This window comes from Rhodobacteraceae bacterium LMO-JJ12, from assembly GCA_021555075.1.
Taxonomy (GTDB): Bacteria; Pseudomonadota; Alphaproteobacteria; order Rhodobacterales; family Rhodobacteraceae; genus JAKGBX01.
Genome location: JAKGBX010000001.1, coordinates 1,916,682 through 1,940,065 on the forward strand (window position 1 = coordinate 1,916,682; position 23,384 = coordinate 1,940,065).

General features: G+C 58.4%; 22 protein-coding genes and 1 tRNA gene. 6 read left to right on the forward strand and 17 right to left on the reverse strand.

Going from position 1 to position 23,384, the window contains the following annotated elements; genetic code table 11:
* Window positions 1–45: 45 nt before the first annotated feature.
* Window positions 46–957 (reverse strand): MBL fold metallo-hydrolase, encoded by a 912-nt coding sequence (locus LZG00_09110; protein ID MCF3594158.1) that lies wholly within the window; start codon window positions 955–957, stop codon window positions 46–48.
* 59 nt (window positions 958–1,016) lie between these two features.
* Between LZG00_09110 and LZG00_09115 the strand changes: the two genes are divergently transcribed.
* On the forward strand, window positions 1,017–2,330 hold the full coding sequence (locus LZG00_09115) for an ATP-binding protein (GenBank protein MCF3594159.1): 1,314 nt from the start codon (window positions 1,017–1,019) through the stop codon (window positions 2,328–2,330).
* Window positions 2,331–2,385: 55 nt separating this feature from the next.
* On the opposite strand, the gene LZG00_09120 is transcribed toward LZG00_09115, so the two are convergent.
* From LZG00_09120 to LZG00_09145, 6 genes are all read right to left on the reverse strand, one after another.
* Window positions 2,386–2,459, reverse strand: a tRNA-Gly gene (locus LZG00_09120).
* 43 nt (window positions 2,460–2,502) lie between these two features.
* Window positions 2,503–3,843 carry a DUF2235 domain-containing protein gene (locus tag LZG00_09125; GenBank protein MCF3594160.1) on the reverse strand — a complete coding sequence of 447 codons (1,341 nt, stop codon included), beginning with the start codon at window positions 3,841–3,843 and terminating at the stop codon, window positions 2,503–2,505.
* Window positions 3,844–3,984: 141 nt separating this feature from the next.
* Window positions 3,985–4,386 (reverse strand): cupin domain-containing protein, encoded by a 402-nt coding sequence (locus tag LZG00_09130; GenBank protein ID MCF3594161.1) that lies wholly within the window; start codon window positions 4,384–4,386, stop codon window positions 3,985–3,987.
* Between the two features lie 82 nt (window positions 4,387–4,468).
* A complete protein-coding gene (locus LZG00_09135; GenBank protein ID MCF3594162.1) occupies window positions 4,469–6,511 on the reverse strand; it encodes an ASKHA domain-containing protein in 2,043 nt (680 codons plus the stop codon).
* Between the two features lie 169 nt (window positions 6,512–6,680).
* Complete coding sequence (locus tag LZG00_09140) at window positions 6,681–7,172, reverse strand: hypothetical protein (GenBank protein MCF3594163.1); 492 nt, start codon at window positions 7,170–7,172, stop codon at window positions 6,681–6,683.
* 4 nt (window positions 7,173–7,176) lie between these two features.
* A complete protein-coding gene (locus LZG00_09145) occupies window positions 7,177–8,136 on the reverse strand; it encodes an agmatinase (GenBank protein MCF3594164.1) in 960 nt (319 codons plus the stop codon).
* A gap of 135 nt (window positions 8,137–8,271) precedes the next feature.
* On the opposite strand from LZG00_09145, the gene guaB reads away from it, so the two are divergent.
* From guaB to LZG00_09165, 4 genes are all read left to right on the forward strand, one after another.
* Window positions 8,272–9,720 (forward strand): IMP dehydrogenase, encoded by a 1,449-nt coding sequence (guaB, locus tag LZG00_09150; GenBank protein ID MCF3594165.1) that lies wholly within the window; start codon window positions 8,272–8,274, stop codon window positions 9,718–9,720.
* Window positions 9,721–9,999: 279 nt separating this feature from the next.
* Window positions 10,000–10,158, forward strand: coding sequence for a hypothetical protein (locus LZG00_09155; protein MCF3594166.1), 159 nt, complete (start codon window positions 10,000–10,002; stop codon window positions 10,156–10,158).
* Between the two features lie 51 nt (window positions 10,159–10,209).
* The gene (locus LZG00_09160; protein ID MCF3594167.1) at window positions 10,210–11,373 is read left to right on the forward strand and encodes an RsmB/NOP family class I SAM-dependent RNA methyltransferase; all 1,164 of its coding nucleotides are present in this window, start codon (window positions 10,210–10,212) and stop codon (window positions 11,371–11,373) included.
* 149 nt (window positions 11,374–11,522) lie between these two features.
* Window positions 11,523–13,919, forward strand: coding sequence for an ATP-binding protein (locus LZG00_09165; protein ID MCF3594168.1), 2,397 nt, complete (start codon window positions 11,523–11,525; stop codon window positions 13,917–13,919).
* A gap of 326 nt (window positions 13,920–14,245) precedes the next feature.
* Here LZG00_09165 and LZG00_09170 read toward each other — a convergent pair whose 3' ends face one another.
* On the reverse strand, window positions 14,246–14,839 hold the full coding sequence (locus LZG00_09170; protein ID MCF3594169.1) for a sulfotransferase family 2 domain-containing protein: 594 nt from the start codon (window positions 14,837–14,839) through the stop codon (window positions 14,246–14,248).
* 214 nt (window positions 14,840–15,053) lie between these two features.
* Between LZG00_09170 and recA the strand changes: the two genes are divergently transcribed.
* Window positions 15,054–16,115, forward strand: a complete 1,062-nt coding sequence (gene recA, locus LZG00_09175) for a recombinase RecA (protein MCF3594170.1) — start codon at window positions 15,054–15,056, stop codon at window positions 16,113–16,115.
* 171 nt (window positions 16,116–16,286) lie between these two features.
* Here recA and LZG00_09180 read toward each other — a convergent pair whose 3' ends face one another.
* The 9 genes from LZG00_09180 to LZG00_09220 form a co-directional block, all read right to left on the reverse strand.
* Window positions 16,287–17,156 carry a DUF2189 domain-containing protein gene (locus LZG00_09180; protein ID MCF3594171.1) on the reverse strand — a complete coding sequence of 290 codons (870 nt, stop codon included), beginning with the start codon at window positions 17,154–17,156 and terminating at the stop codon, window positions 16,287–16,289.
* Window positions 17,157–17,349: 193 nt separating this feature from the next.
* Window positions 17,350–18,219, reverse strand: a complete 870-nt coding sequence (ccoP, locus tag LZG00_09185) for a cytochrome-c oxidase, cbb3-type subunit III (GenBank protein ID MCF3594172.1) — start codon at window positions 18,217–18,219, stop codon at window positions 17,350–17,352.
* Window positions 18,216–18,404 carry a cbb3-type cytochrome c oxidase subunit 3 gene (locus tag LZG00_09190; protein MCF3594173.1) on the reverse strand — a complete coding sequence of 63 codons (189 nt, stop codon included), beginning with the start codon at window positions 18,402–18,404 and terminating at the stop codon, window positions 18,216–18,218. Before LZG00_09190 ends, ccoP begins: the two co-directional genes overlap by 4 nt.
* Window positions 18,401–19,186 (reverse strand): cytochrome-c oxidase, cbb3-type subunit II, encoded by a 786-nt coding sequence (ccoO, locus tag LZG00_09195; GenBank protein MCF3594174.1) that lies wholly within the window; start codon window positions 19,184–19,186, stop codon window positions 18,401–18,403. The genes LZG00_09190 and ccoO overlap by 4 nt, the downstream gene beginning before the upstream one ends.
* 4 nt (window positions 19,187–19,190) lie before the next feature.
* Complete coding sequence (ccoN, locus tag LZG00_09200) at window positions 19,191–20,843, reverse strand: cytochrome-c oxidase, cbb3-type subunit I (GenBank protein MCF3594175.1); 1,653 nt, start codon at window positions 20,841–20,843, stop codon at window positions 19,191–19,193.
* Between the two features lie 42 nt (window positions 20,844–20,885).
* Window positions 20,886–21,347: a group III truncated hemoglobin gene (locus tag LZG00_09205; protein MCF3594176.1), complete on the reverse strand. Its 462-nt coding sequence runs from the start codon at window positions 21,345–21,347 to the stop codon at window positions 20,886–20,888.
* A 105-nt stretch (window positions 21,348–21,452) separates the two neighbouring features.
* Entirely contained in the window at window positions 21,453–21,794 is a 342-nt protein-coding gene (locus LZG00_09210; protein MCF3594177.1) for a carboxymuconolactone decarboxylase family protein, read from the reverse strand.
* Window positions 21,795–21,822: 28 nt separating this feature from the next.
* Window positions 21,823–22,263, reverse strand: coding sequence for a CBS domain-containing protein (locus LZG00_09215; protein ID MCF3594178.1), 441 nt, complete (start codon window positions 22,261–22,263; stop codon window positions 21,823–21,825).
* Window positions 22,264–22,329: 66 nt separating this feature from the next.
* Entirely contained in the window at window positions 22,330–22,728 is a 399-nt protein-coding gene (locus tag LZG00_09220) for a DUF6522 family protein (protein MCF3594179.1), read from the reverse strand.
* Between the last annotated feature and the right edge of the window lie 656 nt (window positions 22,729–23,384).

The following is a 23,384-nucleotide window of genomic DNA, read 5'->3' on the forward strand; positions in this document are numbered from 1 at the left end:
CGTCCAGAGGGATTTCGAACTATTTTTGGGTTTTCGCTAAAGCCCTTAAATCAAATGGAATTCGGCCTCTGCACTGAGGCGTGGACGGGGAGCGACGCGCCTTTTGCCTGTCAGATCAACGAGATGGGCAAAGACATTGCGTGTGGCGGCACCGATGAAGTGTTTTGGCAGCTCGGTATAGATGCGGCAGGCCAGCGTGTAGGCGCTGGCAGGGCCTTCCTGCAAGGCTGCGAGGATTTCGGTTTCGCGCATCTGGCGGTGCGAGACCAGCCAGTCAAGCCGCCCGGCAGGATCGTCAATCGGGGCGCCGTGACCGGAATGAAAAACCCGCCAGCTATGACGTTGCAAACGTGTGCAAGACGCCATGAAATCAGTCAGATCGCCATCGGGTGGAGACACCAGAGAACTCGACCAGCCCATCACGTGATCGCCGCAAAACAACGTATCCCCCCAGGCAAAGCTTATGTGGTTGCCATAATGCCCGGGCGTGTGAATTACCCGGAGATCCCAGCCGTCGCCAGCGATCTCCTGTCCGTCCTGCAGTGTGATGTCCGGGTGAAAGGCGGCGTCAACGCCTTCGCCTCCGCCGGCGAGGCCTTCGGCGGCAAGCTCCTGCATCACGGCCGAGCGCCCGGCCTGCCAATCGCCAAAGGCCAGAACCGGCGCGCCCGTGGTCTGGGAAAGGGCGCGTGACAGTGGCGAGTGGTCGAGATGTGAATGGGTGACAAGGATGTGGGTGATCTCTTGTCCGGGGGCGACGGCGGCGAGGATGGCAGCAAGATGGGTTTCATCCTCGGGCCCCGGATCAATCACGGCGAGACCACGGGTGCCCAGAAGATAGGTGTTGGTGCCGCGATAGGTCATCGGCGAGGGGTTGGGGCAGAGAACGCGCCTGAGTCCGGGTTCAAGTTCGATGGCCTCGCCCGTGGGCGGGTTGAAGTCATCCGGGGCTTGCAGTTGGCTGGACATGGGCAATGCGCTCTTTCTTCATCGGGATATCGTCGCTAGGAATAGGCATGTTTTTCGCTTGGCTCAAACGCTATATGCCGCGCTCGCTCTATGGACGGGCGGCGTTGATCCTTATTTTACCGGTCGTGTCGTTGCAATTGGTGCTGTCGGTGGTGATTGCACAGCGCCATTTCGAAGGCGTCACCCGGCAGATGAGCGTGAGCGTAAGCCGCGAGATCCGGTTGTTGATGGCCCCGGAAACCAGCCAGGAGACGAAGGATTCCGCGGCGCAGATGTTGGATATTGAGATGCAGCCGGTGCAACCCGAAGAACTGCCGGTGCACAATTTGCGGCGCTGGTATGATTTCTCGGCGTTCATCATATTTGCGGAGTTGGAACAGCGGGTGCCGGGCATTCTGGCGATCGAGCTGCCAGACGACAATGTGGTGCGGGTCTTTGTGCAGGGGGCTGAAGGGCCGGTGCAGTTGGAATTCGACCGGGTGAGAATCTCGGCACGCAACCCGCATCAGTTATTTGCCAACATGCTGTTTTTTGGTGCGCTTCTTACGGTGATTGCCTTCATTTATCTGCGCAATCAGCTGCGCCCGATCAAGCGGCTGGCGGGCGCAGCCGAGGCGTTTGGTCGTGGGCGGCATGTGCCATACCGTCCGACCGGTGCGATAGAAGTGCGCGCGGCGGGCAATGCCTTTCTTGACATGCGCGCCCGGATCGAACGCCAGATCGAACAGCGCACCCTGATGCTGTCGGGGGTGAGTCATGACCTCCGCACGCCTCTGACTCGAATGAAGCTTGGCTTGTCGTTGCTTGAGCCGGAAGATCGTGAGCCGCTGGAGCGCGATGTCGAGGAAATGCGGCGGCTGGTGGATGAGTTCCTGTCTTTCGTGCGCGACGCATCCGAAGGGGAGCCGGAGCCGGTCGACCCGGTGGCGTTGGTCGCGCAGGTTGTCGAGGATTTTCAGCGCAGTGGCCGCGACGTGGTGCTGAACCTGGTAAGCGGCAAGACACAAAGTGATGACCGGCTGGTGAACCTGCGGCCTGTTGCAATCCGTCGTGCCGTTGAAAACCTGATTTCCAATGCGGTGCGCTATGGATCAAAAGCTGTAGTGTCGGTTGATCTGACTGAGAAAAGCCTGCGCGTGCGGGTCGAAGACGATGGCCCGGGAATCCCGGCGGATCGTCGGGAAGAGGCGGTGCGCCCGTTCACGCGTCTTGACGTGGCGCGCAACCAGAACAAGGGCACGGGTGTCGGGCTTGGATTGTCCATCGCGGTCGATGTGGCGCGGGCCCATGGCGGGGTGCTTCGCCTTGGCGAGAGCGAGGCTCTGGGGGGGCTGCGTGCTGACATCGTGATCGCGCGGTGACGCGCATCGTTGTCGGGATGAAACCCGGAAGCAGCAGTGTCATAGGGGCGTGGATTGGAGCGGGTAGCGGGAATCGAACCCGCGCGTTCAGCTTGGGAAGCTGACAGGCTACCATTACATCATACCCGCCGCGACCGACGAGATAGCGCGCGGGCGTAGTATGGTCAAGCCGTCAGCGCGGATGGGCCTCGGCGCTGGGGTCGGTCTCGTCGTCTTCGGGAATACGGCGTGGTTCGAACAGCGGGAGATACCAGAAAATCAACCAACCGCGGCGATACCAGGCCACCGGTCCGCTTTCGCGCCGACGCAGGGATTTAGGGAAGAATTGCAGCAATATCCAGAGCGGCGCCAGCGGGCCGTTGGTGTGAGAATTGTGGATTAGCGCATGGGCGTCGGGCTTGGCATAGGGCAGGCCGCCGGGGGTTTGGGCGTCTTTGACGCTGCCTTCGAAATAGCGGGCGCGCGCGCCACGTTTAAGGCTCAGCCCAAGGCGGCGCGGGCCGGGCAGAGGCGCGCGGTGGGCCTGCTTGCGCAAGGCGGTGTCTTCGGCATCGGCCTTTCGTTCTGCGGCTTTCAGGGCGTCGAGCATCCACAAAAGCGTGATTTTGCCAATGCCGCTTTCATCTTCTCGCGGTGAGCCACCGATGTCGGAATGAAACCCCGGAAACCAGCGTTGCGTGACATATTGGCGGCGCTTGGTTTTCGAGTTGCGGAAGTTGTTGCCGAAATAGACTGGCTCTTTGGTTTCCTTGTCGCGTTCCGGCAGCCAGGATTGTGCGCGAAACATCGAGCGACATTCATGAATCGCCAGCGCATGCAGCACGATACGGACCGAAACGTTGGCGTTGACCGAAGGGTGGGTGCCCATCTCGGCAAAGGAAGCGAAATGGCGCAGGTTGTAGAGCGGACGGCGGAAGCGCACCATTGAGCTGACCGTGTCAAAGAGCAGCAGTGCGCGGATCGGTGCGGGCTCGGGATCAAGCACGCGCTCGTATTCGCGCAGCGCCTGAAACACGCGTTCGTCTTTTTCAGAGCTGTCAAAATCGGTGACTCGGCGATAGGCGCGAAAAACCGGCGTGATAAGGTGGAGATTGTCAGGCGTGACCAGCCCGAAGTTATGAATGAACCCGGCCAGCACGCGCGCCGCATAGGCGCCACGCGAAAAGCCGACAAGATAGATGTGATCCCCCTCGGCGGCATCATCGGACAAGCCGGGATCGAGCGCCTGTTTTTGTTCGCGGCTTTGATAGGTGCGGCAGAGATAGCGGTAGGATTCAAGAACGTCATCTTCCAACCCATAACCGAATGCCTGCCCCAGCAGGCCGCTGACGACCTGGCGGGTGCGGCCCAGAAATTGCGGTCCGTCATAGGTGCCCACGCCCATGACATAGCGCGCGATCTGTCTTTCGGGTTTGGATTTGTCGAGAGCCTTGTAGAGTTTGAGAATGTTGGATTCACGATCGCCGATCTCGTTGCCGGTGCCGTCAATGCAGACGATGATCTTGCGCGACATGGGCGAGCCTCAAAAAATACATGGAGAGGATTGCCCGTATCAAAACAGGTCAGGGCCGAAAAATCAACTTTGACGGGAGAATGGCGTGCAGGGTCGACCCATGGTTATAGGGCGCGAAAACGCGCGGTGTGCGCGAATGTCTCAGGCGTCGCGCAGGTAATCGGCGTCAGTTACCTTTTCGAGCCAGTCAGAGGCGATATCGCCGTCTTTTTCCTGCATTGCAAGATGGGTCATGGCACAGTCGGGCGCTGCGCCGTGCCAATGTTCTTCACCCGGTGCAAACCAGATGACATCACCGGGAAAGACTTCGCGAATGGCGTTGCCGCGGGTGGCGATGCGGCCCTTGCCAGACATGATCAGCAAGGTTTGACCGTAGGGATGGGTATGCCATGCGGTGCGCGCGCCGGGCTCAAATGTGACGCTTAGTGCGTTGAGCCGAGCAGGAACTGGCGCGGAGATCACCGGGTCGAAACGCACCGTGCCAGTGAAGTAATCGGGATTGGCCGGAGCCGAAGGGCGAGAGCCGGCGCGGTGGATGTCCATGGGTGTTAGTCCTTTTGCGGCGATGACAGTTGGCTGGGCTATTTTAACGGGTTTTGGCACTTTTGAGGGTGCTTGGGTGTGCTTAGCCCCTGCGACGGCGACGTCTGCGGGCTCCACCGTCGCCTTCGTCACCGCCGGTATTGAAGCTGACATCGGGCAGGCTGACGATGGATTCCAAGATAGGGAACGGCTCAACCGCGTTGGGAATGGCCGAGGCGTTGACGAAATGCTCCTGAAAACGTGGTTCGACCGCAGTTTCGATCTTGTGGATATTGCGCACGGTTTCTTCGATTTCGCTACGTGCTTCGCTGTTGAGCAGAGCGATGCGCGCGCCGGTGCCAGCGGCGTTGCCTGCTGAGGTGACCTTTTCGAGCGGGCAATCAGGGATCATGCCCAGCACCATTGCGTGTTTGGAGGAGATATGCGCGCCAAAAGCCCCGGCGAGCACGACGCGGTCAACCGTATCGACGCCGAATTTATCCATCAAGAGGCGTGCGCCGGAATAGAGCGCCGCTTTGGCCATCTGGATGGCGCGGATATCGGGGTTGGTGACGGTGATTTTCGCGCTGTCCTCGGAACCTTCCCAGAGCACATAGGCCTGTGTGCGCCCGTCGGGGATACAGCGTGCAGTGCCGGTTTGCGCCGCCGAGCCGATCAGACCGGAAGGGTCGAGTAGCCCGGCCATGCGCATTTCAGCAATCGCTTCAATAATGCCTGAGCCGCAGATGCCGGTAATTCCAGTGGTGGCGATGGCGGCTGCGAAATCTGGATCGTCAGACCACAGATCAGAGCCGATGACGCGGAAGCGCGGTTCTTTCGTCACTGGATCAATCTCAACCCGTTCAATGGCACCGGGGGCCGCGCGTTGGCCCGAACTGATCTGCGCGCCTTCGAAGGCGGGGCCGGTGGGTGAGGAGCAGGCGAGGACCTTCTCGCGGTTGCCCAAGAGTATCTCGGCATTGGTGCCGACATCGACCACCAGCACAAGGTCTTCGGATTTGTCTGGTGCCTCGGAGAGCGCCACGGCGGCGGCGTCGGCCCCGACATGACCGGCGATGCAGGGCAGCAGATAGACCCGCGCGGCGGGATGCAGGACAAGATCGAGATCGGATGCGCGCAGGCGCAGGGCGTTTGAGGTGGCAAGCGCGAAGGGGGCCTGACCCAGCTCATAGGGGTCGATACCGAGAAAGAGGTGGTGCATCACGGGGTTGCAGACGAAAACCGCGTCCATGATCAGGGTCTTGTCGATATCGGCCTCGGCCGAGACCTCATCAAACAGCACGTTCATGCCGGCACGCACGGCGTCTGTCATTTCATTGGCGCCGCCGGGGTTCATCATCGAATAGGAAACCCGGCTCATCAGGTCTTCGCCAAAGCGAATCTGGGGGTTCATGATACCCGAAGAGGCGATAACTTCGCCCGATTGCAATTCGCACAGATGCGCGGCGATGGTGGTGGAACCGAGATCGACGGCGAGGCCATAAATCGAGCCTTCGTAGAAGCCGGACCAGAGGTGCATGATCTTGGGCGGGTTTTCGGCGTCGCCGAGGTGAATGGCGGCGGTGACCTTCCATGCGCCTTTGCGCAACGTGGTCTGGAGAGAGGTCAGGATGTGAAGATCGGCCCGCAAGTCTTTGATATTCCATCCTTCGTCAAGGGCAGACACCAGCCGTTCAAGATCGCCGGAGGGCTCGTGCATGTCCGGTTCTTCGACTTCGACATAGAACAGTTTGACCGAAGGGTTGAGGGTGATGTCGCGCGCTTCTGCGCGCTTGCGCACCACTTGCTTGTGGACCTGAGATTCGGGCGGCACGTCGATCACCACGTCATGCTGAATCTGGGCCTGGCAGCCAAGGCGGCGGCCCTTGGGCAAACCGCGCTTGTCATCATAACGTTGCTCGACGGCATTCCAGTCGGATAGGGCATCTGGTGCCACGGTGACGCCATGCTTGGGGAATTCGCCGTAAGCCGGTGTAATCTGACATTTCGAGCAGATGCCACGGCCGCCGCAGACGCTATCGAGATCGACGCCGAGTTGACGTGCGGCGGTGAGCACCGGGGTGCCGACAGGGAAATGGCCACGTTTGCCCGAAGGGGTGAATATGACGAGGGGATCTTTGCTCATGCCTGCGCGCCTTTTGACCGGTTTGGGATGACAATAGGATGTTTGCGGGCAGGTGAAAGATGCATAGCGGCATTATCTTTTCCGCAAGCGGCATTTTCCGGAATTCAAGTTGCGCAATCGCGCGAGGGGGCTCTGGTAAGGTTCGTCTGTGCAGAGCGAAACGGGGGTGTCAGGTCAGGAGGCGACGCCGGGCCGAAGCGAGCAGGGCGCGGGAATAAAGCTTGTGAAACCCCAGGAGCAGGCGAAAGGGCAGGCCGAGACCCGTGCTCCTGTGTCGGGGGACAACGGCGGAACCGAACCAAAGCCGGGTGGTGCCGGGTGTTTCACCTGCGGTCGTCATCAGCCAAGAGCGGGTGCTGCCTGCGAGATCGCGCAGCAGAAGCTGATCGGCGGCGCGGGCTTCCACGGTCCAGGCGGCGAAACTGTCGGATTCGCCGGTTGCCAGACGGGCGGCGTCGGCATCATCGGAAGGGCGGCGCAGGATCAGACGCAGGATTGAGCGTTCCAGTTTGAACAGCGGCGTGGTGTAGAAGGCGGTAGCATACGTCGCGAAGTCGATATCGCGCGTGATTTCAGTGCTGTAGCAATCGGCAAAGCACGCCGGGTCATCATGATAACGGCGCAGCAGGGCAAAACCGGGCAGGGCGGTTGGCGTCACCACGGGCCTAGCGGAAACCGCGGGCGTAGAAGATGAAACCCAGCGTGTTGAGAAGGATCTGTGCCGCGAGGACTGCGGTCGAGCCGGTGGGGTCGTAGTCTGGTGCGACCTCAACCAGATCGAGGCCGACGATCTCGTGGTTTCTCGCCGCACCTTGCAGCAGCTCCAGAACCTCGTAGTAGAGAAAACCGCCATGTGACGGCGTGCCGGTGCCAGGCGCGATGGAGGGGCAGAAACCGTCGATATCTATGGTGATGTAGAGCCGCGCGCCTTTGGGGATGCGTTTGAGCACCTCTTTGGTTCCAAGTTCACGGGTTTGTCGGACCGAGAGGATGTCGGTCCCCATGGCGCGCGCGTCGTCATAGCCTTCCTTGGTGGTTGAGCTGACATTGCGGATACCCAGTTGGGTTAGGCCGGTGACATATGGTTTCTCGGCGGCGCGGCGCATCGGGTTGCCATGGCCATAGCGCACGCCATGGCGCACATCGACGAAATCGAGATGGGCGTCGATTTGCAGGATGTGAATGTCGCCTTGATCATCGAAGGCGTTGATGCAGGGGATGTTGACCGAATGATCACCACCGATGATCACCGGTAGCGCACCGGCGGCCAAAGCGGCGCGCACGCCGGTTTCGATATTGGCATGGCTGGTCAGGGTATCTGTGTGCACGATATCGGCGTCGCCCATATCAACGATGCGCACCGAGCCCGGCAGATAGGTCGCATCGTCTTCGTGGTCATAAGCACCCGCATGGCCAAAACTGAATAGTGTCGACGCCTCGCGCACGGCACGCGGCCCAAAGCGCGCACCGGCGCGCCATTGGGTGCCAAAGTCAAAAGGCGCGCCAAGTATGGCGATATCGGCCTCGAGTCTTGACCAATCCTCGACATAGGGGCGTTTGCCGAAGGTGGCGATTCCGACGAAGGGCAGGTTGAGTCGCCCGGTTTCATGGCTGTGAGTGGTCATTGATCGCTCCTGCTGAGGAATTGTGCGGAGCGTGGCTCTGATTTCGGCAAGGAGCAAGGGCGAATGGGGGTTTCCCCCCGGCCACTTCCATGAAATAGAGACGTGCCTAACGATCCCAAGCTTTGGAGAGCTCAAATGGAGATTCGTGAGGCTCTGACCTTCGATGATGTTCTACTTGTTCCCGGTGCGTCCAGCGTGCTGCCCAGCACTGCCGATACGCGCACGTGGGTTACCCGTGGCATTCGGATGAATATCCCGCTTTTGTCCAGTGCGATGGACACCGTGACCGAGGCGCGCATGGCGATTGCCATGGCACAAGCCGGCGGTATCGGCGTGGTTCACAAGAATCTGACCATCGAGGAACAGGCGCAAGAAGTGCGTCGCGTGAAGCGGTTTGAGAGCGGAATCGTCTATAGTCCGGTGACGCTGAAAGCCAGCGACACGATTGCCGACGCCAGGGAACTGGTCGAGCGGTATAACTTCACGGGCTTCCCGGTGGTCGATGATGAGGGTCGAATCGTGGGTATCGTGACCAACCGCGACATGCGGTTTGCCACCTCTGAAAAGATGCCGGTCAGCGCGGTGATGACCACGAACGATCTGGCGATGCTAGCCGAGCCTGCGGATCTGGACGAAGCCAAGAGCCTGATGCGGTCGCGCCGGATCGAGAAACTTCTGGTGCATGATGGCAAGGGCAAGCTGACCGGGCTTTTGACGTTGAAAGATACCGAACAGGCGGTGTTGAACCCAACCGCATGCAAGGATCAGTTGGGACGGCTTCGGGTTGCCGCGGCAACCTCGGTTGGTGACAGCGGTTTTGAGCGCACCGAGGCGTTGATTGAGGCGGGCTGCGATGTGGTGGTTATTGATACTGCACATGGACATTCCGACGGGGTGATCGAAGCCGTACGCCGTGCCAAGAGCCTGTCAAACGAGGTGCAGATCATTGCCGGGAACGTGGCCACAAGTGAGGCGACGCGGGCGCTGATCGATGCAGGTGCAGATGCGGTCAAGGTGGGGATCGGGCCGGGCTCGATCTGTACAACACGGATGGTCGCCGGTGTCGGTGTGCCGCAGCTTTCCGCCATTCTGGACTGTTCGCGTGCTGCCGGTGATGTGCCGGTGATCGCTGATGGCGGCATCAAGTTCTCGGGCGATTTTGCCAAGGCAATCGCTGCTGGTGCGTCCTGTGCCATGGTGGGCAGCATGATTGCCGGGACCGATGAAAGCCCGGGCGAGGTCGTTCTCTATCAAGGCCGGTCGTTCAAATCCTATCGTGGTATGGGCAGTCTTGGCGCGATGGCGCGCGGCTCGGCGGATCGTTATTTCCAGAAAGATGCCGCCAGCGACAAGCTGGTGCCTGAGGGGATCGAAGGCCAAGTGCCCTACAAGGGATCTGCAAGCGCGGTGGTGCATCAGCTTGTCGGCGGGTTACGCGCCGCGATGGGGTATACGGGCTGTGCCACTGTGCAAGAGATGCGCAGCAACTGCCAGTTTGTGAAGATCACAGGCGCAGGGTTGAAGGAAAGCCATGTGCATGATGTTCAAATCACGCGGGAAAGTCCGAATTATCGGATGGGTTAGATCATTGAAAAAGGGCGCTTCGGGTTTTGTTCTGAAGTGTCTTTGCCTCTGAATTCTTGAAACAGATCAGGAACTATCGCCGAGAACCGATGCAATGGAGATGCAAGCAAGGCCGGGATAAGAGCGACCGATGCTGTCGGACAGGGGACGAAGGCGAACGCCATCAAGCGCCATGGCGGCTCCTTTCGAAACAATTGGCCCACCCCAGCGCTGCATCGCCCCTGTGCCGTAGGCGGTATCCGTAAAGCGCTTGAAGACGAACGGTGGCCAGAGATAAAGGTGCAGTTCAATCTTGACCTAGGGGTAGAGCCAAGTCAGCAACAGAAGATTGATCCGGCGCGCGTGACTTGGCCGGAAGGTGATACGTCAAAGGTGCAGGAAGGCTTCAATGGTGACGAAAACAACAAGAAAGAAACACGTGGCCAGCCATGTGCATGATGTTCGGATCACTTGCGAAGGTCTGGCAATTCGCACGGGCGGGAACACAGGATGACACCGGGCGCACGGGTTCAGGCAGCAATCGAGTGTCTTGATCGTATTTTGGCCGGTGAAGCGGCGGAAAAGGTTCTGACCGGCTGGGCGCGCGGTTCACGTTATGCCGGATCAAAGGATCGTGCGGCGGTGCGTGATCATGTCTATGATGTGTTGCGCTCCAAGCGCGCCTGTGCGGCGTTTGGTGGTGGGGGCGAAAGCGGCCGCGCCCTGATGTTGGGTTTGATCAGGATGCAGGGTGGAGACGTGGCGGCGGCCTTTGGCGGCGGGCCTTATGGCCCTGCACCGCTGAGCGCATCCGAGGCTGAAGCTCCCGTATCTGGCACCGTATCTGTGCCGGAAGTTCCCGACTGGTTAATGCCGAAATTCGAGGGTCGCTATGGCGCCGACATGGTTGCCGCACTGGCACCGCTTACCCGCCGGGCTGAGGTGTTTCTTCGGGTCAATATGCGCAAGGTGACGCCCGAAAAGGCGATTGCGGGATTGGCAGAGGATGACATCACGGCGGTGCCGAACGCGCTGGCGCAGGGCGCGCTTGAAGTTACGCAAGGGGCGCGCAAGGTGGCACGTGTAGCAGCCTATCTGGATGGGGGTGTCGAATTGCAGGACGCAGCCAGCCAGGCCGCGATGGAGAGCCTGCCGCTTCGTCCCGGCATGACGGTGCTGGATTATTGTGCGGGAGGGGGGGGCAAGACGCTGGCCCTGGCCGGGCGCATTGACGCGACGTTCTTTGCCCATGACGCCAACCCGGGAAGAATGCGGGATTTGCCAGTTCGTGCCAAGCGGGCCGGGGTGATGGTGAATGTGTTGACCACCGAAGCTTTGGCGGAGCAGGGGCCCTATGATCTGGTGCTTTGCGACGTTCCTTGTTCAGGCAGCGGAACGTGGGCGCGCGATCCCGATGCCAAATGGCGATTCACACCTGAGAAGCTGGAGGCGTTGAACCATACGCAGGACGGTATCTTGGAAGCTGCTGCCCCGCTTGTGGGCGAAGGCGGTCTCTTGGCTTATTCCACCTGTTCGCTGCTCGCCGAGGAGAACGAGCATCGGATCGCCGTGTTCCTTGCGCAGCATCCCGATTGGCGGATGGTCTATTCGCGGCAGTGGACCTTGCAAGACGGTGCCGATGGATTTTTCATCGCACACTTGTGCCGCGTCTGAAACTATCTAAACTCAACTGTGAGATGTAAATTGACCAGGTTAACGCCAGTTTAAGACTTTGCAGACAAAGTCGGTCAAGGATTCGACAGCGGGGTTCTTTTTCAGTGGCGCACACGGCTCTTACGCCTGGACAGTTGACACGCACTGCGATGCAGGCTCAGCCGCGCGCAGTGCTGATTGCAGTGATCGCTGCGTTGTTTGGCGGCGCTGCATTCTGGAGCGGTGGCGGCTGGATGGCGCAGGCGTTTGGACTTGCGGGTGGCACCCTGCTGGCGCTTGTGGGGGTCATTTATGGGACCGTCTGGATATTCAGGTATAACAATCGGCGTGCGCAGAAAACCATTGCCGAATTTGTGGCGCATGATGCAGCACCCTGTTTCGTTACCGATGACGAAGGTGAGCTCTGGTATTTCAACGATGCTGCGAAAGAGCGTTTTCGCGGCGATGCAATAACCCTTGCAGGGTTATTGGGGGATGTCTTTGCCAATCCGCTCGCTGTATTGCATCGGCTGCGTCAGCGCGCCGAGAAGACAGGCGCAGCACGCGAAGATATCGTGACGCGACGTGGTAGTGTTCGGCTATCGACGCATCAGCTTGCCGGAGGTGAATTCCTTTGGCGCATCGAAGAAATTGCGGATCGGGCCAACCTAGGTGGCGGCGATTTGAACTTTCTGCCGATGGTCAGCGTTGGGCGCAATGGCACAGTACTCTACATGAACGAAGCCGCGCGCCGGTTGGTGGGCGAACGGGTCAAGAATATTGATCGGCTGTTTGATCAGATGCCCCCGCGGGCGAGGGCTCTGAATGCGATTCGGGCAGCGCAGGGTCAGGTCATGTGTTTTCTGGCTGAACGCGAATTGCCTGGTGCGCGCCGCGAGATGATTCTCGTACCGGCCGCGGTGGCTGCTTCCTGCGAGACCGGCAGGACGGCGAAGGGTGTCGCGTCGGGGCCGGTTTTGCATGATCAGACACGCGGCTGGAATGATGTCGAAGCGCTGCCCGTGCCCCTGTTGAAAGTGGCACGAGATGGCAAGGTTCTGTTGTCAAACCGACTGGCACGGGATTTGTTGGGACACGGCAAATGCGAGGGGCGGCATCTTGCCACGTTGATGGAAGGTCTCGGGCGGAGCCTGACCGATTGGCTGTGCGAAGTGGCCATGGGGCGAGAGACCCACAGCTCGGAGTTCCTGCGTGTATCACGCGATGATCGCGAAGTCTTTGTGCAGGTGACGCTGAAACGTGCGGCAGATCCAGACGATCTGTCGCTGATTGCGGTGCTTAACGACGCCACTGAGTTGAAAACTCTGGAGGCACAATTCGTTCAGAGCCAGAAAATGCAGGCCATCGGGCAGCTGGCTGGTGGGGTGGCGCATGATTTCAACAATTTGTTGACGGCCATTTCGGGCCATTGCGATCTCCTGCTCTTGCGGCATGACCAGGGTGATCCCGATTACAACGACTTGGTGCAGATCAATCAGAACGCCAATCGGGCTGCGGCACTGATAGGGCAGTTACTGGCTTTCTCACGCAAGCAGACCTTGCGGCTGGAGGTGCTCGACCTGCGCGACACGCTGAGCGATCTGACCCATCTTCTGAACCGGCTGGTAGGGGAAACGGTAAGCCTGACGCTTGATCATGAGCCTAGGTTGCATGCGCTGCGCGCCGACAAGCGCCAGCTTGAGCAGGTGGTGATGAACCTGGTAGTGAACGCGCGCGACGCGATGGCCACGGGCGGCGAAATTTCGCTTCGAACTCGCAATGTCACGTTCCAGAAAGCGCAACCCCGAGACCGCGCCACGGTGCCGGCCGGCGATTATGTATCGGTCGAGATCATAGATCAGGGAACGGGTATTCCCAGCGACAAGATGCAAAAGATCTTTGAACCGTTTTACACGACCAAACGCACCGGGGAAGGTACAGGCCTGGGTTTGTCGACGGCTTACGGCATTATCAAGCAAAGTGGCGGGTTCATCTTCGCTGATAGCGAGCCCGGAAAGGGATCGACGTTTACATTGTTGTTCCCGACCTATCAGGCGGAGCCGGAAAACCCGACCGCTGAGAGGCACGAACAACTGGCGTCTAAATCGACAAGCACAGGGGCGCCACTGGTCGCGACTGCCCATGAAACCAACGGCGTGGAACCCGCGATTGACGCGGGCCCGGCCATGCAAGGAGAAGGCCGCGAATGTGTGATCCTGCTGGTCGAAGACGAAGCACCTGTGCGCGCTTTTGCTTCGCGGGCTCTGCGACTGAAGGGCTACACCGTTCTCGAAGCGGACTCTGCCGAAGATGCTCTCAAAACATTGGAGGAAACCGATCTGGCGATTGATATCTTTGTAACGGATGTGGTGATGCCGGGTATGGATGGCCCGAGTTGGGTGCGCAAGGCCTTGCAAGAAAGGCCGAATGTGCGCGTGGTGTTCGTCTCGGGTTATGCCGAAGACGCTTTTGGAGAAGGAACGGTGGAGATTCCAAATTCAATCTTCCTGCCGAAGCCATTCTCGCTCACCGAACTGACCGAGACGATCCGTCGTCAGCTACATTGAAGCTATGTAGCAGGTTTCAAGCTAAGGCGGGCGAACCGCCGCGTGCCAGAGTCAGCGCGGTGGGCACGGGCACCCGACGCAAGTTCAGACAGCCCGAGCGCGTCATCCAGTTTGCGGGTTTCATGGATCCCCCAGAGAGTGCGGTTTGCAAGCGAGATAATCGGTTGGATTTCCTCCGTCCCGTGGACTGGAATTTCGCGGCACGCAGTAGGGTACGGACGGAGGACGGCTGGTGATGCGCGCTGCGCATCCATCAACATGATGATTTGCATGATAAATGCGCGATCATGGCAGCAAGATCAGCGAATTTTCTGCGGGATGCTAGATCAACCCAAGCTGCCCCAAAGTTCAAAATCGTGTGCGCAGCCTGCACGCAAACGAGCTTCCGTCTCATCTGAGAGAGTGAGTTCGGCGTTTGGGGAGACATTACTGCGCGGTAGCGTGATGTTGATCCCGAGACGGTTTTGCAGATAGGCAATCGCATCGTCAAGTTGCTCGTAGCGAAACAGGCGGTTGACCTCGACACCATTGGGGCGGGGTTCGAGGAACTTCGCTTGCGAACCGACGTCTGCAAAACCTTTGCGGGGTTCAGTTAGATAGGCCTGAACGAATTCTTCGAAACTCAGACCCGCGGTCGATTGCGGCTGACCATCAAGAAAGCTGCGTTGCCGATAACGATACCAGCTTCCAAGCCAGCTTCTGGGTTCGCGGATCATTGCCATCACCTCGATCTCGCTGCCAATGAATTTCTCGATCATTGGACGAAAGAACCGGTTGTAACGATAGACCGGCGCATGCTTCAACTCAGGTGGATCGAGCACGGCGATCGCCGCATGTGGCGCCAGAACCGTCTCAATTGCCGTTGTTCCGGTTTTCGGCACCGACAACAACACCAGTCTGGCCTTGGAAAATACCAACATATTCAATTCCTTCCCGCCAAGGCGCAAATTTCCACCTGTCGTAAACTACTTCTTAACCAATATGCAAAAAAGTGGGGACAGGAAATTTTCAATTGCAATGTTCTCGTTTTGATCTTACTTAGAACAAGAGGTGAACAAAAACTCCGCATTGCCGCCCTTGGACGGCTGTGGAATAAGAAAGGCAGCAGCAATGGCAATGGCAGAAGTTCTCAAAATGAACAAAGGCGACTCCGACAAGCAAAAGGCGCTCGACAGCGCATTGGCGCAGATCGAACGGCAGTTCGGTAAGGGCTCGATCATGAAGTTGGGCGCGGAAAACGCGGTGCAGCAGATCGAATCGACATCCACAGGATCCTTGGGGCTCGATATTGCACTGGGCATTGGCGGTCTGCCCAAAGGTCGGATCATCGAGATCTATGGCCCGGAAAGTTCAGGTAAGACCACGCTGACGCTGCATGTGGTCGCCGAGGAACAGAAAAAAGGCGGTGTTTGCGCCTTTGTCGACGCCGAACACGCGCTTGATCCGCAATACGCCAAGAAGCTTGGCGTGAACCTTGATGAGCTTTTGATCAGCCAGCCCGATACGGGCGAACAAGCGCTGGAAATCGTTGATACGCTGGTTCGGTCCGGTGCGGTGAACATGGTGGTAATCGATTCCGTGGCCGCGCTCACACCGAAGAGTGAGTTGGAAGGCGAAATGGGCGATTCGAGTGTTGGGGTGCACGCGCGACTGATGAGTCAGGCGATGCGCAAGCTTACCGGTTCGATTTCGCGTAGCAACTGCATGGTCATCTTTATCAACCAGATCCGGATGAAGATTGGCGTGATGTTCGGCTCGCCAGAAACCACAACCGGCGGCAACGCGCTTAAATTCTATTCTTCGGTGCGGCTTGATATTCGCCGGATTGGCGCGGTCAAGGATCGCGACGAAGTCATCGGCAACCAAACGCGCGTGAAAGTCGTCAAGAACAAGGTGGCGCCTCCGTTTCGCCAGGTGGAGTTTGATATTCTTTATGGTGAAGGGATTTCAAAAACCGGCGAACTGCTCGACCTGGGTGTGGCGGCTGGTGTGGTGCAGAAGTCAGGTTCATGGTTCTCCTATGGCGACGAGCGTATAGGCCAGGGCCGCGAAAATGCTCGGACATACATGAAAGAGAATCCAAAGATCGCACTCGAGATCGAAGACAAGATCCGTGCGGCTCATGGGCTTGAATTTGACATGTTGGATCCGCCGAAGGCGGAAGATGACGCAGATGACGCCTTGCTGGACGGCTAAAACCCCCGTCTGGTCTTAGCGGGCCACGGATATCATGGTTGACGGAATGCCAGAGCAGCCATGATATCGGGGCAAGCCGCCCTTTTGCAGCAATGCGCGATTGCTGGTTGATCGAGATGTCGGTGGAGGCGCGAGGTAAAGCGGTTGTTTGTCGCCCGAGCCTTGTTGTTGTCACGCCGGGCTGAGAAGGACGCGCTCAGCCTCTTCGGGGATGCGGCGGATGCTTCGATAGGCATGCCATGTCGCGTGACCCAATAGCGGGAATGTCACAATCAGACCGATAAATCCGGTCAGGACTGACAGGACGAAGAGTGCCAGCACAATCCCACCCCAGGCGAGCATTGCGGGCAAGTTATTCCAGACCAGTGCCATGCTGATGCCCATGGCGGATAGCGCATCGACGTCTTCCACCAGCAGCATTGGTACGGAAAAGATGCTGATCGCGAAGGCGAAGGCGGCAAACAACGCGCCAACAACGCAACCCACCAACAGGATCGACCAACCGGTTGGCGTGAACAACAACATTGGCAAGAGATCGTCGGTTCCCGGAAATGGCTGGATTCCGAAGAACAGGGCGTAGATCAGCACCGCTGCGCGAATCCAGAGCGTGAAGAGCAGGAGCAAGATTACACCAAGAAACACCCCTTGATAGCGCGACTTCGGGCGCAAGAATATCATTTGCCGGAATCGAGTTTTCTTGCCCCGTTCCAGCCGACGACTCTTGACATAGAGCCCATTGGCAAAGACCGGACCGACCACCATGAAGCCAGCCAGTGCAGGAAACAGGAAGTGTTCGATTTCGGTTTGAAACATCCCCAATACCAGCAATAGCGACAACGCAAAGAGCATCAACCCGTAGAGCAGGCTGGCAATCGGGTTGGTCCAGAGGTCGCGCCATCCGCCCATCAGCCAGGTGAAGGCGGTTTGCCATGGCAAGCCTTGTGCATACGGATTGTCGCGCGGCAGGGGCGGGACGATCTCTGGCAGTCCTCTGGATGTTTTGGGCAGCGGATCGGGCGGGGGTAGATTGTCGCTCAGCATGATGGTTTCGCCGCGCGGTATGTGGCGACGCCTTGTTTCGGGGTTTTCAGATGTGGCACGCAATCTGGCTGACTGAAGACGGCGAGCGCGATGAGATGGGCATTGGCGGCGGCAAAAATCGCAAGGACGGCAAAGGCCGAAAGAGCGCCGAGACAACGGCCGCGCGTCCAAAAGCGGGGGGAAGTCTGCACGTTCATTGCGCCACCTGTTTCAGGTTTTCCAGATAGACCGTCAGCAGCTTTCTGTCTGTCTCGTCAAGGCGGTCTTCCCAGCTTGGCATCCAGCCCCTGCGCCCGTGAATGATGGTGGTGAACATCGCTTGTTTGTCACCGCCATAGATCCAGAAATCATCGGTCAAGTTCGGGGCGCCCAGATCGGTGTTGCCGGTTGCTTCTTCGCCGTGGCAAGAGGCGCAATTGTCGATGAAGAGGGACTCTCCAAGTAGCAACCTGTCGGGATCGGTTCCAGTTTGCAGACCTGACAATGATCGCACGTAATCGACAACCGTGCGGATTTCATCGCGTGTGAGCGTTCCGTCAAACGCCAGCATTTCGGAGTAGTGCGTATCGGGATGGTCGGCATTGATACCGACGCGCAGGGTTTCCAGTATCGCTTCCGGGCTGTCGCCCCAGAGCCATGAATTGTCTATCAAGCTGGGAAAACCGGGCGCGCCTTGGCCATTTGCGCCATGGCACGCGGCGCAATTGTCACCGAACAGCGCCGGACCGGTGCTTGCCACCATGGCGGACAACTCGGGGCTGGCACGGATTGTCGTAACCGGCAGAGTTGCGATCTGGTCACGCCAGGGCGCGCGCGATTGGTGCATTTCTGCAACCTGGCGTTCGACGCGGTCGCGTTGATCAATGCCGAGGAGCCCCTTTGTATAGCCATTGATCCCTGGCCATGCCGGCAGCAGGATCCAAGCGATTAGCGCGTAGAGATGACTGAGCAGGATGAACCACCAGATTGCTCTGGGTATCGAGGTGTTCAATTCGGTGATGCCGTTCCATTCGTGACCCGTGGTCTGATGGCCCGTCAGTGGATCGCGTTGTCTGACGCTCATCGTGGTTCCTCCGCGCTCAATGGGCCGTTCTCGTCATCGAAGATCGCGTGTTTGGCGTGTTCAAAACGATCGCGATTGCGGGGCCAGAATGCATAGAGGCAGACGCAGATGGAGAGCGCGATCAGGTAAAACAGACCGAAAGACTTGGCGGCGGCGACCACGGTATCATGCGACAGCCCCATCATTGTGTCGCCTCGCGGGTCTTGGAGATTGCGGAGGCTTGCATTTGGTCGGCCACATCGGTCAGCTTGCCAAGGATTTGCAGATAGGCGACGAGAGCATCCATTTCGCTGACTGGTCCGGCTTGACCGCCAAAACGGCGCACATGTGTTGCTTCGCCGTAGCGCTCAAACACACCATCAGCAGCGGCGCTATCGGGGCGAGCCTGTGCGGTGGCATCTCGCTCGGCATTGGCAATCATTTCGTCATCGTAGGGCACGCCGACGCGGCGCAGCGCGGTCAGGCGGGCGGGAAGGCTTGCCGTTTCAAGCGGTGTTTCAGCGAGAAAGGCATATTGCGGCATGACCGATTGCGGCACCACGGCGCGCGGATCGATCAGATGCGCGACATGCCAGTCGTCGGAGTATTTCGCGCCCAGTCGTGCGATGTCCGGCCCGGTGCGTTTGGACCCCCAGAGCATTGGGTGGTCATATTTGCTTTCCACCGCCAGAGAATAGGGGCCGTAGCGGTCGACCTCATCGGCCAATGTGCGGATCATCTGACTGTGACAGGCGTAGCAACCTTCGCGAATATAGATATCGCGTCCGGCTTGTTCCAATGGGGTGTAGAGACGCATATCGGGTGCATCCTCGACCGTTTCGTCGATGGTGAAAAGCGGTGCGATCTCGACGAAACCGCCGATCATTGCGGCGAAGATAATACCGAATGTGAGGCCCATCGAGTGCTTTTCCAGACGGTAATGGCCGGCCTGGATCGGATAGTAGAGCTTTTGAAGCAAACGGATCATCACATTACTCCGCAACCGGGACGGCAATCTCGCCGGCCCCGGATTCTGTGGGCACATCCAGCACTTTGCTTTCGTGTCCTGTCACTCGAATTGTCATCCAGATGTTGTAGGCGCCGATCACCGCGCCGCTGAAGAACAGCAAGCCACCGATGGCGCGGGCGATGTAATAGGGGTGCATCGCCACCATACTATCGACGAAGGAATATTTCAGCGTGCCGGCTTCAGTATAGGTGCGCCACATCAGTCCCTGCACAATGCCGGAATTCCACATCGAAATGACGTAGATAAGCGTGCCTGCAAGGGCGAGCCAGAAGTGCCATTCGACCAGTTTCCAAGAATACATCGTCTCGCGCCGCCAGATCATCGGCACCGCGGCATAGATCGAACCAAAAGTGATCAGTGCGACCCAGCCCATTGCGCCTGCATGAACATGCGCCACCGTCCAGTCGGTGTAATGCGACAGTGAGTTAACCGGTCGGATTGCCATGAAGGAGCCCTCGAATGTCGAGAGGCCATAGAACACGGCGGCGACGAACATGAAGCGTAGGGTCGCGTCGTCACGCACCTTGTGCCACGCGCCATTCAGCGTCATCAGAGCGTTACCCGCGCTGGCCCAGCTTGGCACCAGGAGCATGATGGAAAACGTCATGCCGAGCGTCTGCACCCAATGGGGCAGGGCGGTGTAATGCAGGTGATGCGAGCCGACCCAGATGTAAAAGAAGGTGATGCCCCAGAACGACAGGATCGACAGGCGATAGGAATAGATCGGTCGCCCCGCTCGTTTTGGTAGATAGTAATAGAGCATGCCGAGAAAGCCCGCTGTCAGGAAGAAGGCCACTGCGTTATGGCCATACCACCACTGGGTCATCGCGTCCTGTACACCCGAAAACAGCGAATAGCTTTTGGCCGCAGTGAAGGATGCGGGAACGGCAAGGTTGTTGACGATATGCAGCACCGCCACGACTAGGATGAACGCCAAATAATACCAGTTGGCGACGTAGATATGCGGCTCATTCCGTCGCGCGAGGGTGCGGATGTAGAGCACGAAATAGGTGACCCAGACGATCACCAGCCAGATATCGGCATACCATTCGGCCTCGGCATATTCCTTGGACTGGGTAACGCCCATGAGGTATCCGGTGACCGCCATGATCACGAAGAGGTTGTAGCCGATAATGACGAACCACGGGGCAAGCTGACTGACCAAACGGGCGCGGCTGGTGCGTTGCATGACGTGGAACGAGGTCGCGATCAGCGCATTGCCGCCAAAGCCAAAGATCACGCCGGTGGTGTGGATCGGGCGCAGCCTTCCAAAGCTTGACCATGCGCCGTCAAACCGCGCCTCGGGATAGGCCAGCATCCAAGCCACCCAATCGCCCACGCCCATGGCGATCACCGCCCAGATCATCGCCACAACGATGCCGAATTTGATCGGGTCGTCATAATAAGCACGGCTTCGGTCTTCGGTGGGTGCAGGGGCATAGAGTGCAGCCCCCACAACAAAAATCAGAGCAAGGCTTATGAAAAGCACAATGAATCCGTGCACACTCATCGCGTCACCTGCGCCGAGGGCGGCCATTGTCAGACCCACCAGCGCGGTCAGGCAGAGCAGGGCAAGCGCAAACTGGCGTTCAGCGATTGTGAATTTCTCAACCATGTGCTGGCATTCCTTTTTCCAACGGCTCTAAGAGTGACTCGCTTAACTCAGAGATGGCACGCCGCTTTCGTTTCTCTCAAACATCGCGTAGCGCAGGCTTTTCGCGATGCGTTCGGCGCGAAACATCAGGTAATTCACGGCTTCTGGTGTCGCTGCAGTGTCCTCCAACGTTGCGCGGAACAAGACCAGCCAACGTTCAAAATCCTTGGGCTCGACGCCGCCAATCTGCTGATGAACGGCGACGGGCTTTCCCGAGTAATTCCCGGCATTCAACGCGACGGAGGTCCAGAACCGTTTCATCACCTCAAGATGCGGGGCCCAGTTGTCGCCAATCTCGGCCTCAAAGATCGGGCCAAGACGCACATCATCGCGGATGCGAGCATAAAATTGCTCAACCATGCGTGACAGATAGCCCTCGTCTATGCCGATGATCGCTGCGGCCTCCCTTATCTGCGCGCGTTTCTTTTCGGCGTAGGAAGGTTCGATGGAAAATTCTGCGCTCATGTTTGGCTCTCCTCTGGTGTCACTGAAAACGCTTTGGGAAAAATTATCTGCGACACCGTTAATTTCGATCCTGCGAGGGGCGTGCGCATCCGGCAGACCCGCGCCTCAGCTTTTTGCGGCGGCTTTTTCCATCTCCTCAAGGGCAAGTGCGGAATGGGCATAGGCCCCACCGGCGCGCATTTCGGCGGCGACCCAGATTGCTTCCATGATTTCGCCCTCGCTTGCCTCGTGGTGCAGCGCCGCTTTGGTATGGCCCTTGATGCAATAGGGGCATTGGGTGACATGGGCGACGGCCACGGCGATCAGTTGTTTGGTTTTCACGTCCAGCGCGCCATTCGCGAACACTGCCTGACTAAACGCGATGAATGCTTTTTCAGCCTCTGGTGTCAGGTCCCTGCGACGTTTGGCGTGCGCGGTTGTATTGGTTGGAAATAGCGTGTCAGACATGGGTGTTCCTTTCGGGACTTGCGCGCACTTAGCGGTAGCCGAGGCTCATTGCGTAATCGCGCAACAGCGCTTCTTCGTAGCGGACCTCCTGCAACTGAGTGAGAAGGGCGTCGCGTGCGTTCAAAACGCCCAGCACAACGCCGCTTTCCTCGAGCACGGGAATGTTTTTCAGGCCGAGATCATTCATCACCTGCCAGATATCCTGCAACAAGGTCGTGGGGTTTGTCGTGACGATTTCAGTGGTCATTGCTTGTGCGACGGGGGCCGTGCAACTGGCGCCTGTGCAACGCCCTGTTACGCGCACAATGTCAGTCTTGGTCACGATACCGACCAAATGCCTGGTATCGTCACAGACCAGCACCATGTCGTTGCCCTTATCCAACAAACGCGCGGCTTTCAGCAGCGTTGCTTCGGGTTCGATACAGAGCAACCGTTTGCGAACGGCGGGCATGATTTTATCAATCAACATGTCGCTCTCATTTGTTGCAATACCATCCGGATTAGGCGCGTCTTCACAGGAAAGATTATGTCCTTCTCAACTGCGATGATCAAAGCTCAGGGCGACCGGATCACTGGCGGGAAAGGTATCGTTCAGGGCATCATCAAGCATCGCGTCGAGTTTTTGACGATCTGGCGAAACAGTTGGAGTGGCTGCTTTGGGCGAAGCAGTTGGACGTGACGAGCGTGAGAAGTCAGCGCCAGTGCAAGTCAGAACCATGCCGGTCGTATCGGCGGTGATCCGGGCGCGGCGCGTATCGGAAAAGAACGTTAACCGAACGCGACCGGCATCGTCGCCTTCGCCGCGTTCAAAGCGGCTTGTTACTGTTCCCTGGCGCATTCTGGCTTGCAAATCCTGGGGAGCCAGTTTCAGGGCTTTCGCGACAATCTCGGCGTCGATCTGAATTTGATCTGTGCCAATTTCAATTGCGGGCATTTGATTTCTCCTTCTCATCAGGCCGCCGCGCCCGTTGTCGGGGCACGATCGGCCATGATTGAATGGTCGAGGCTTTTCTGGAACGCATCCCGGGCCGATGGAATGCGGAGTTTCGAGCGGTGACGGGGCTTGCAGATGCGCCACCTGCCTTTTGACTGAGCGCATTCGAAAAGGCTGCGATGATGCCCCAGAAGGCGTAGGATTCTGTCGTGGATGAATTCGTCTGGGTTACGCGCCAAACCAGGTGCGACTTTGGCTTGTTGAGGGTGCGATGCTACGAACTTCGGCGCTAGACTGGCTGCCTCTGAACGATCATCGAGGCCGCGTGCCAGTCCTATCAGGCTCTGCAATCCGGCATCTGTAAAGGTCGCGTGGCGCATTGGAGTTTCCAGAAGGTATATTGACAATGTATATAATAGCGCAACTTAATTGGTATTGTAAATACTTATTCCAGTATACTGATTGTGCCTACGTTGCTGTCAATATCCGCGCGGTTCCGAACGTTGTGTGCCGGATAACCCTGACGCTTGCGGCGTTCTTGCAATACGTCGCCCATACAAGACACAGGCCGGTTGTGTCGGTCTTGGGCAAACTTGTCGGCCTGACCTGATCGAAGGTACAGGCCAAGCCGTAGAGGTTTTATACGCTGGAAAATG

Excerpts from the sequence above, each read along its gene's own strand:
- LZG00_09115 (MCF3594159.1), top strand. The coding sequence starts at position 1,017 with ATGTTTTTCGCTTGGCTCAAACGCTATATGCCGCGCTCGCTCTATGGA.
- LZG00_09125 (MCF3594160.1), bottom strand. The coding sequence starts at position 3,843 with ATGTCGCGCAAGATCATCGTCTGCATTGACGGCACCGGCAACGAGATC.
- LZG00_09130 (MCF3594161.1), bottom strand. The coding sequence starts at position 4,386 with ATGGACATCCACCGCGCCGGCTCTCGCCCTTCGGCTCCGGCCAATCCC.
- LZG00_09135 (MCF3594162.1), bottom strand. The coding sequence starts at position 6,511 with ATGAGCAAAGATCCCCTCGTCATATTCACCCCTTCGGGCAAACGTGGC.
- LZG00_09145 (MCF3594164.1), bottom strand. The coding sequence starts at position 8,136 with ATGACCACTCACAGCCATGAAACCGGGCGACTCAACCTGCCCTTCGTC.
- guaB (MCF3594165.1), top strand. The coding sequence starts at position 8,272 with ATGGAGATTCGTGAGGCTCTGACCTTCGATGATGTTCTACTTGTTCCC.
- LZG00_09160 (MCF3594167.1), top strand. The coding sequence starts at position 10,210 with ATGACACCGGGCGCACGGGTTCAGGCAGCAATCGAGTGTCTTGATCGT.
- LZG00_09165 (MCF3594168.1), top strand. The coding sequence starts at position 11,523 with ATGCAGGCTCAGCCGCGCGCAGTGCTGATTGCAGTGATCGCTGCGTTG.
- LZG00_09170 (MCF3594169.1), bottom strand. The coding sequence starts at position 14,839 with ATGTTGGTATTTTCCAAGGCCAGACTGGTGTTGTTGTCGGTGCCGAAA.
- recA (MCF3594170.1), top strand. The coding sequence starts at position 15,054 with ATGAACAAAGGCGACTCCGACAAGCAAAAGGCGCTCGACAGCGCATTG.
- LZG00_09180 (MCF3594171.1), bottom strand. The coding sequence starts at position 17,156 with ATGCTGAGCGACAATCTACCCCCGCCCGATCCGCTGCCCAAAACATCC.
- ccoP (MCF3594172.1), bottom strand. The coding sequence starts at position 18,219 with ATGAGCGTCAGACAACGCGATCCACTGACGGGCCATCAGACCACGGGT.
- LZG00_09190 (MCF3594173.1), bottom strand. The coding sequence starts at position 18,404 with ATGATGGGGCTGTCGCATGATACCGTGGTCGCCGCCGCCAAGTCTTTC.
- ccoO (MCF3594174.1), bottom strand. The coding sequence starts at position 19,186 with ATGATCCGTTTGCTTCAAAAGCTCTACTATCCGATCCAGGCCGGCCAT.
- ccoN (MCF3594175.1), bottom strand. The coding sequence starts at position 20,843 with ATGGTTGAGAAATTCACAATCGCTGAACGCCAGTTTGCGCTTGCCCTG.
- LZG00_09205 (MCF3594176.1), bottom strand. The coding sequence starts at position 21,347 with ATGAGCGCAGAATTTTCCATCGAACCTTCCTACGCCGAAAAGAAACGC.
- LZG00_09210 (MCF3594177.1), bottom strand. The coding sequence starts at position 21,794 with ATGTCTGACACGCTATTTCCAACCAATACAACCGCGCACGCCAAACGT.
- LZG00_09215 (MCF3594178.1), bottom strand. The coding sequence starts at position 22,263 with ATGTTGATTGATAAAATCATGCCCGCCGTTCGCAAACGGTTGCTCTGT.
- LZG00_09220 (MCF3594179.1), bottom strand. The coding sequence starts at position 22,728 with ATGCCCGCAATTGAAATTGGCACAGATCAAATTCAGATCGACGCCGAG.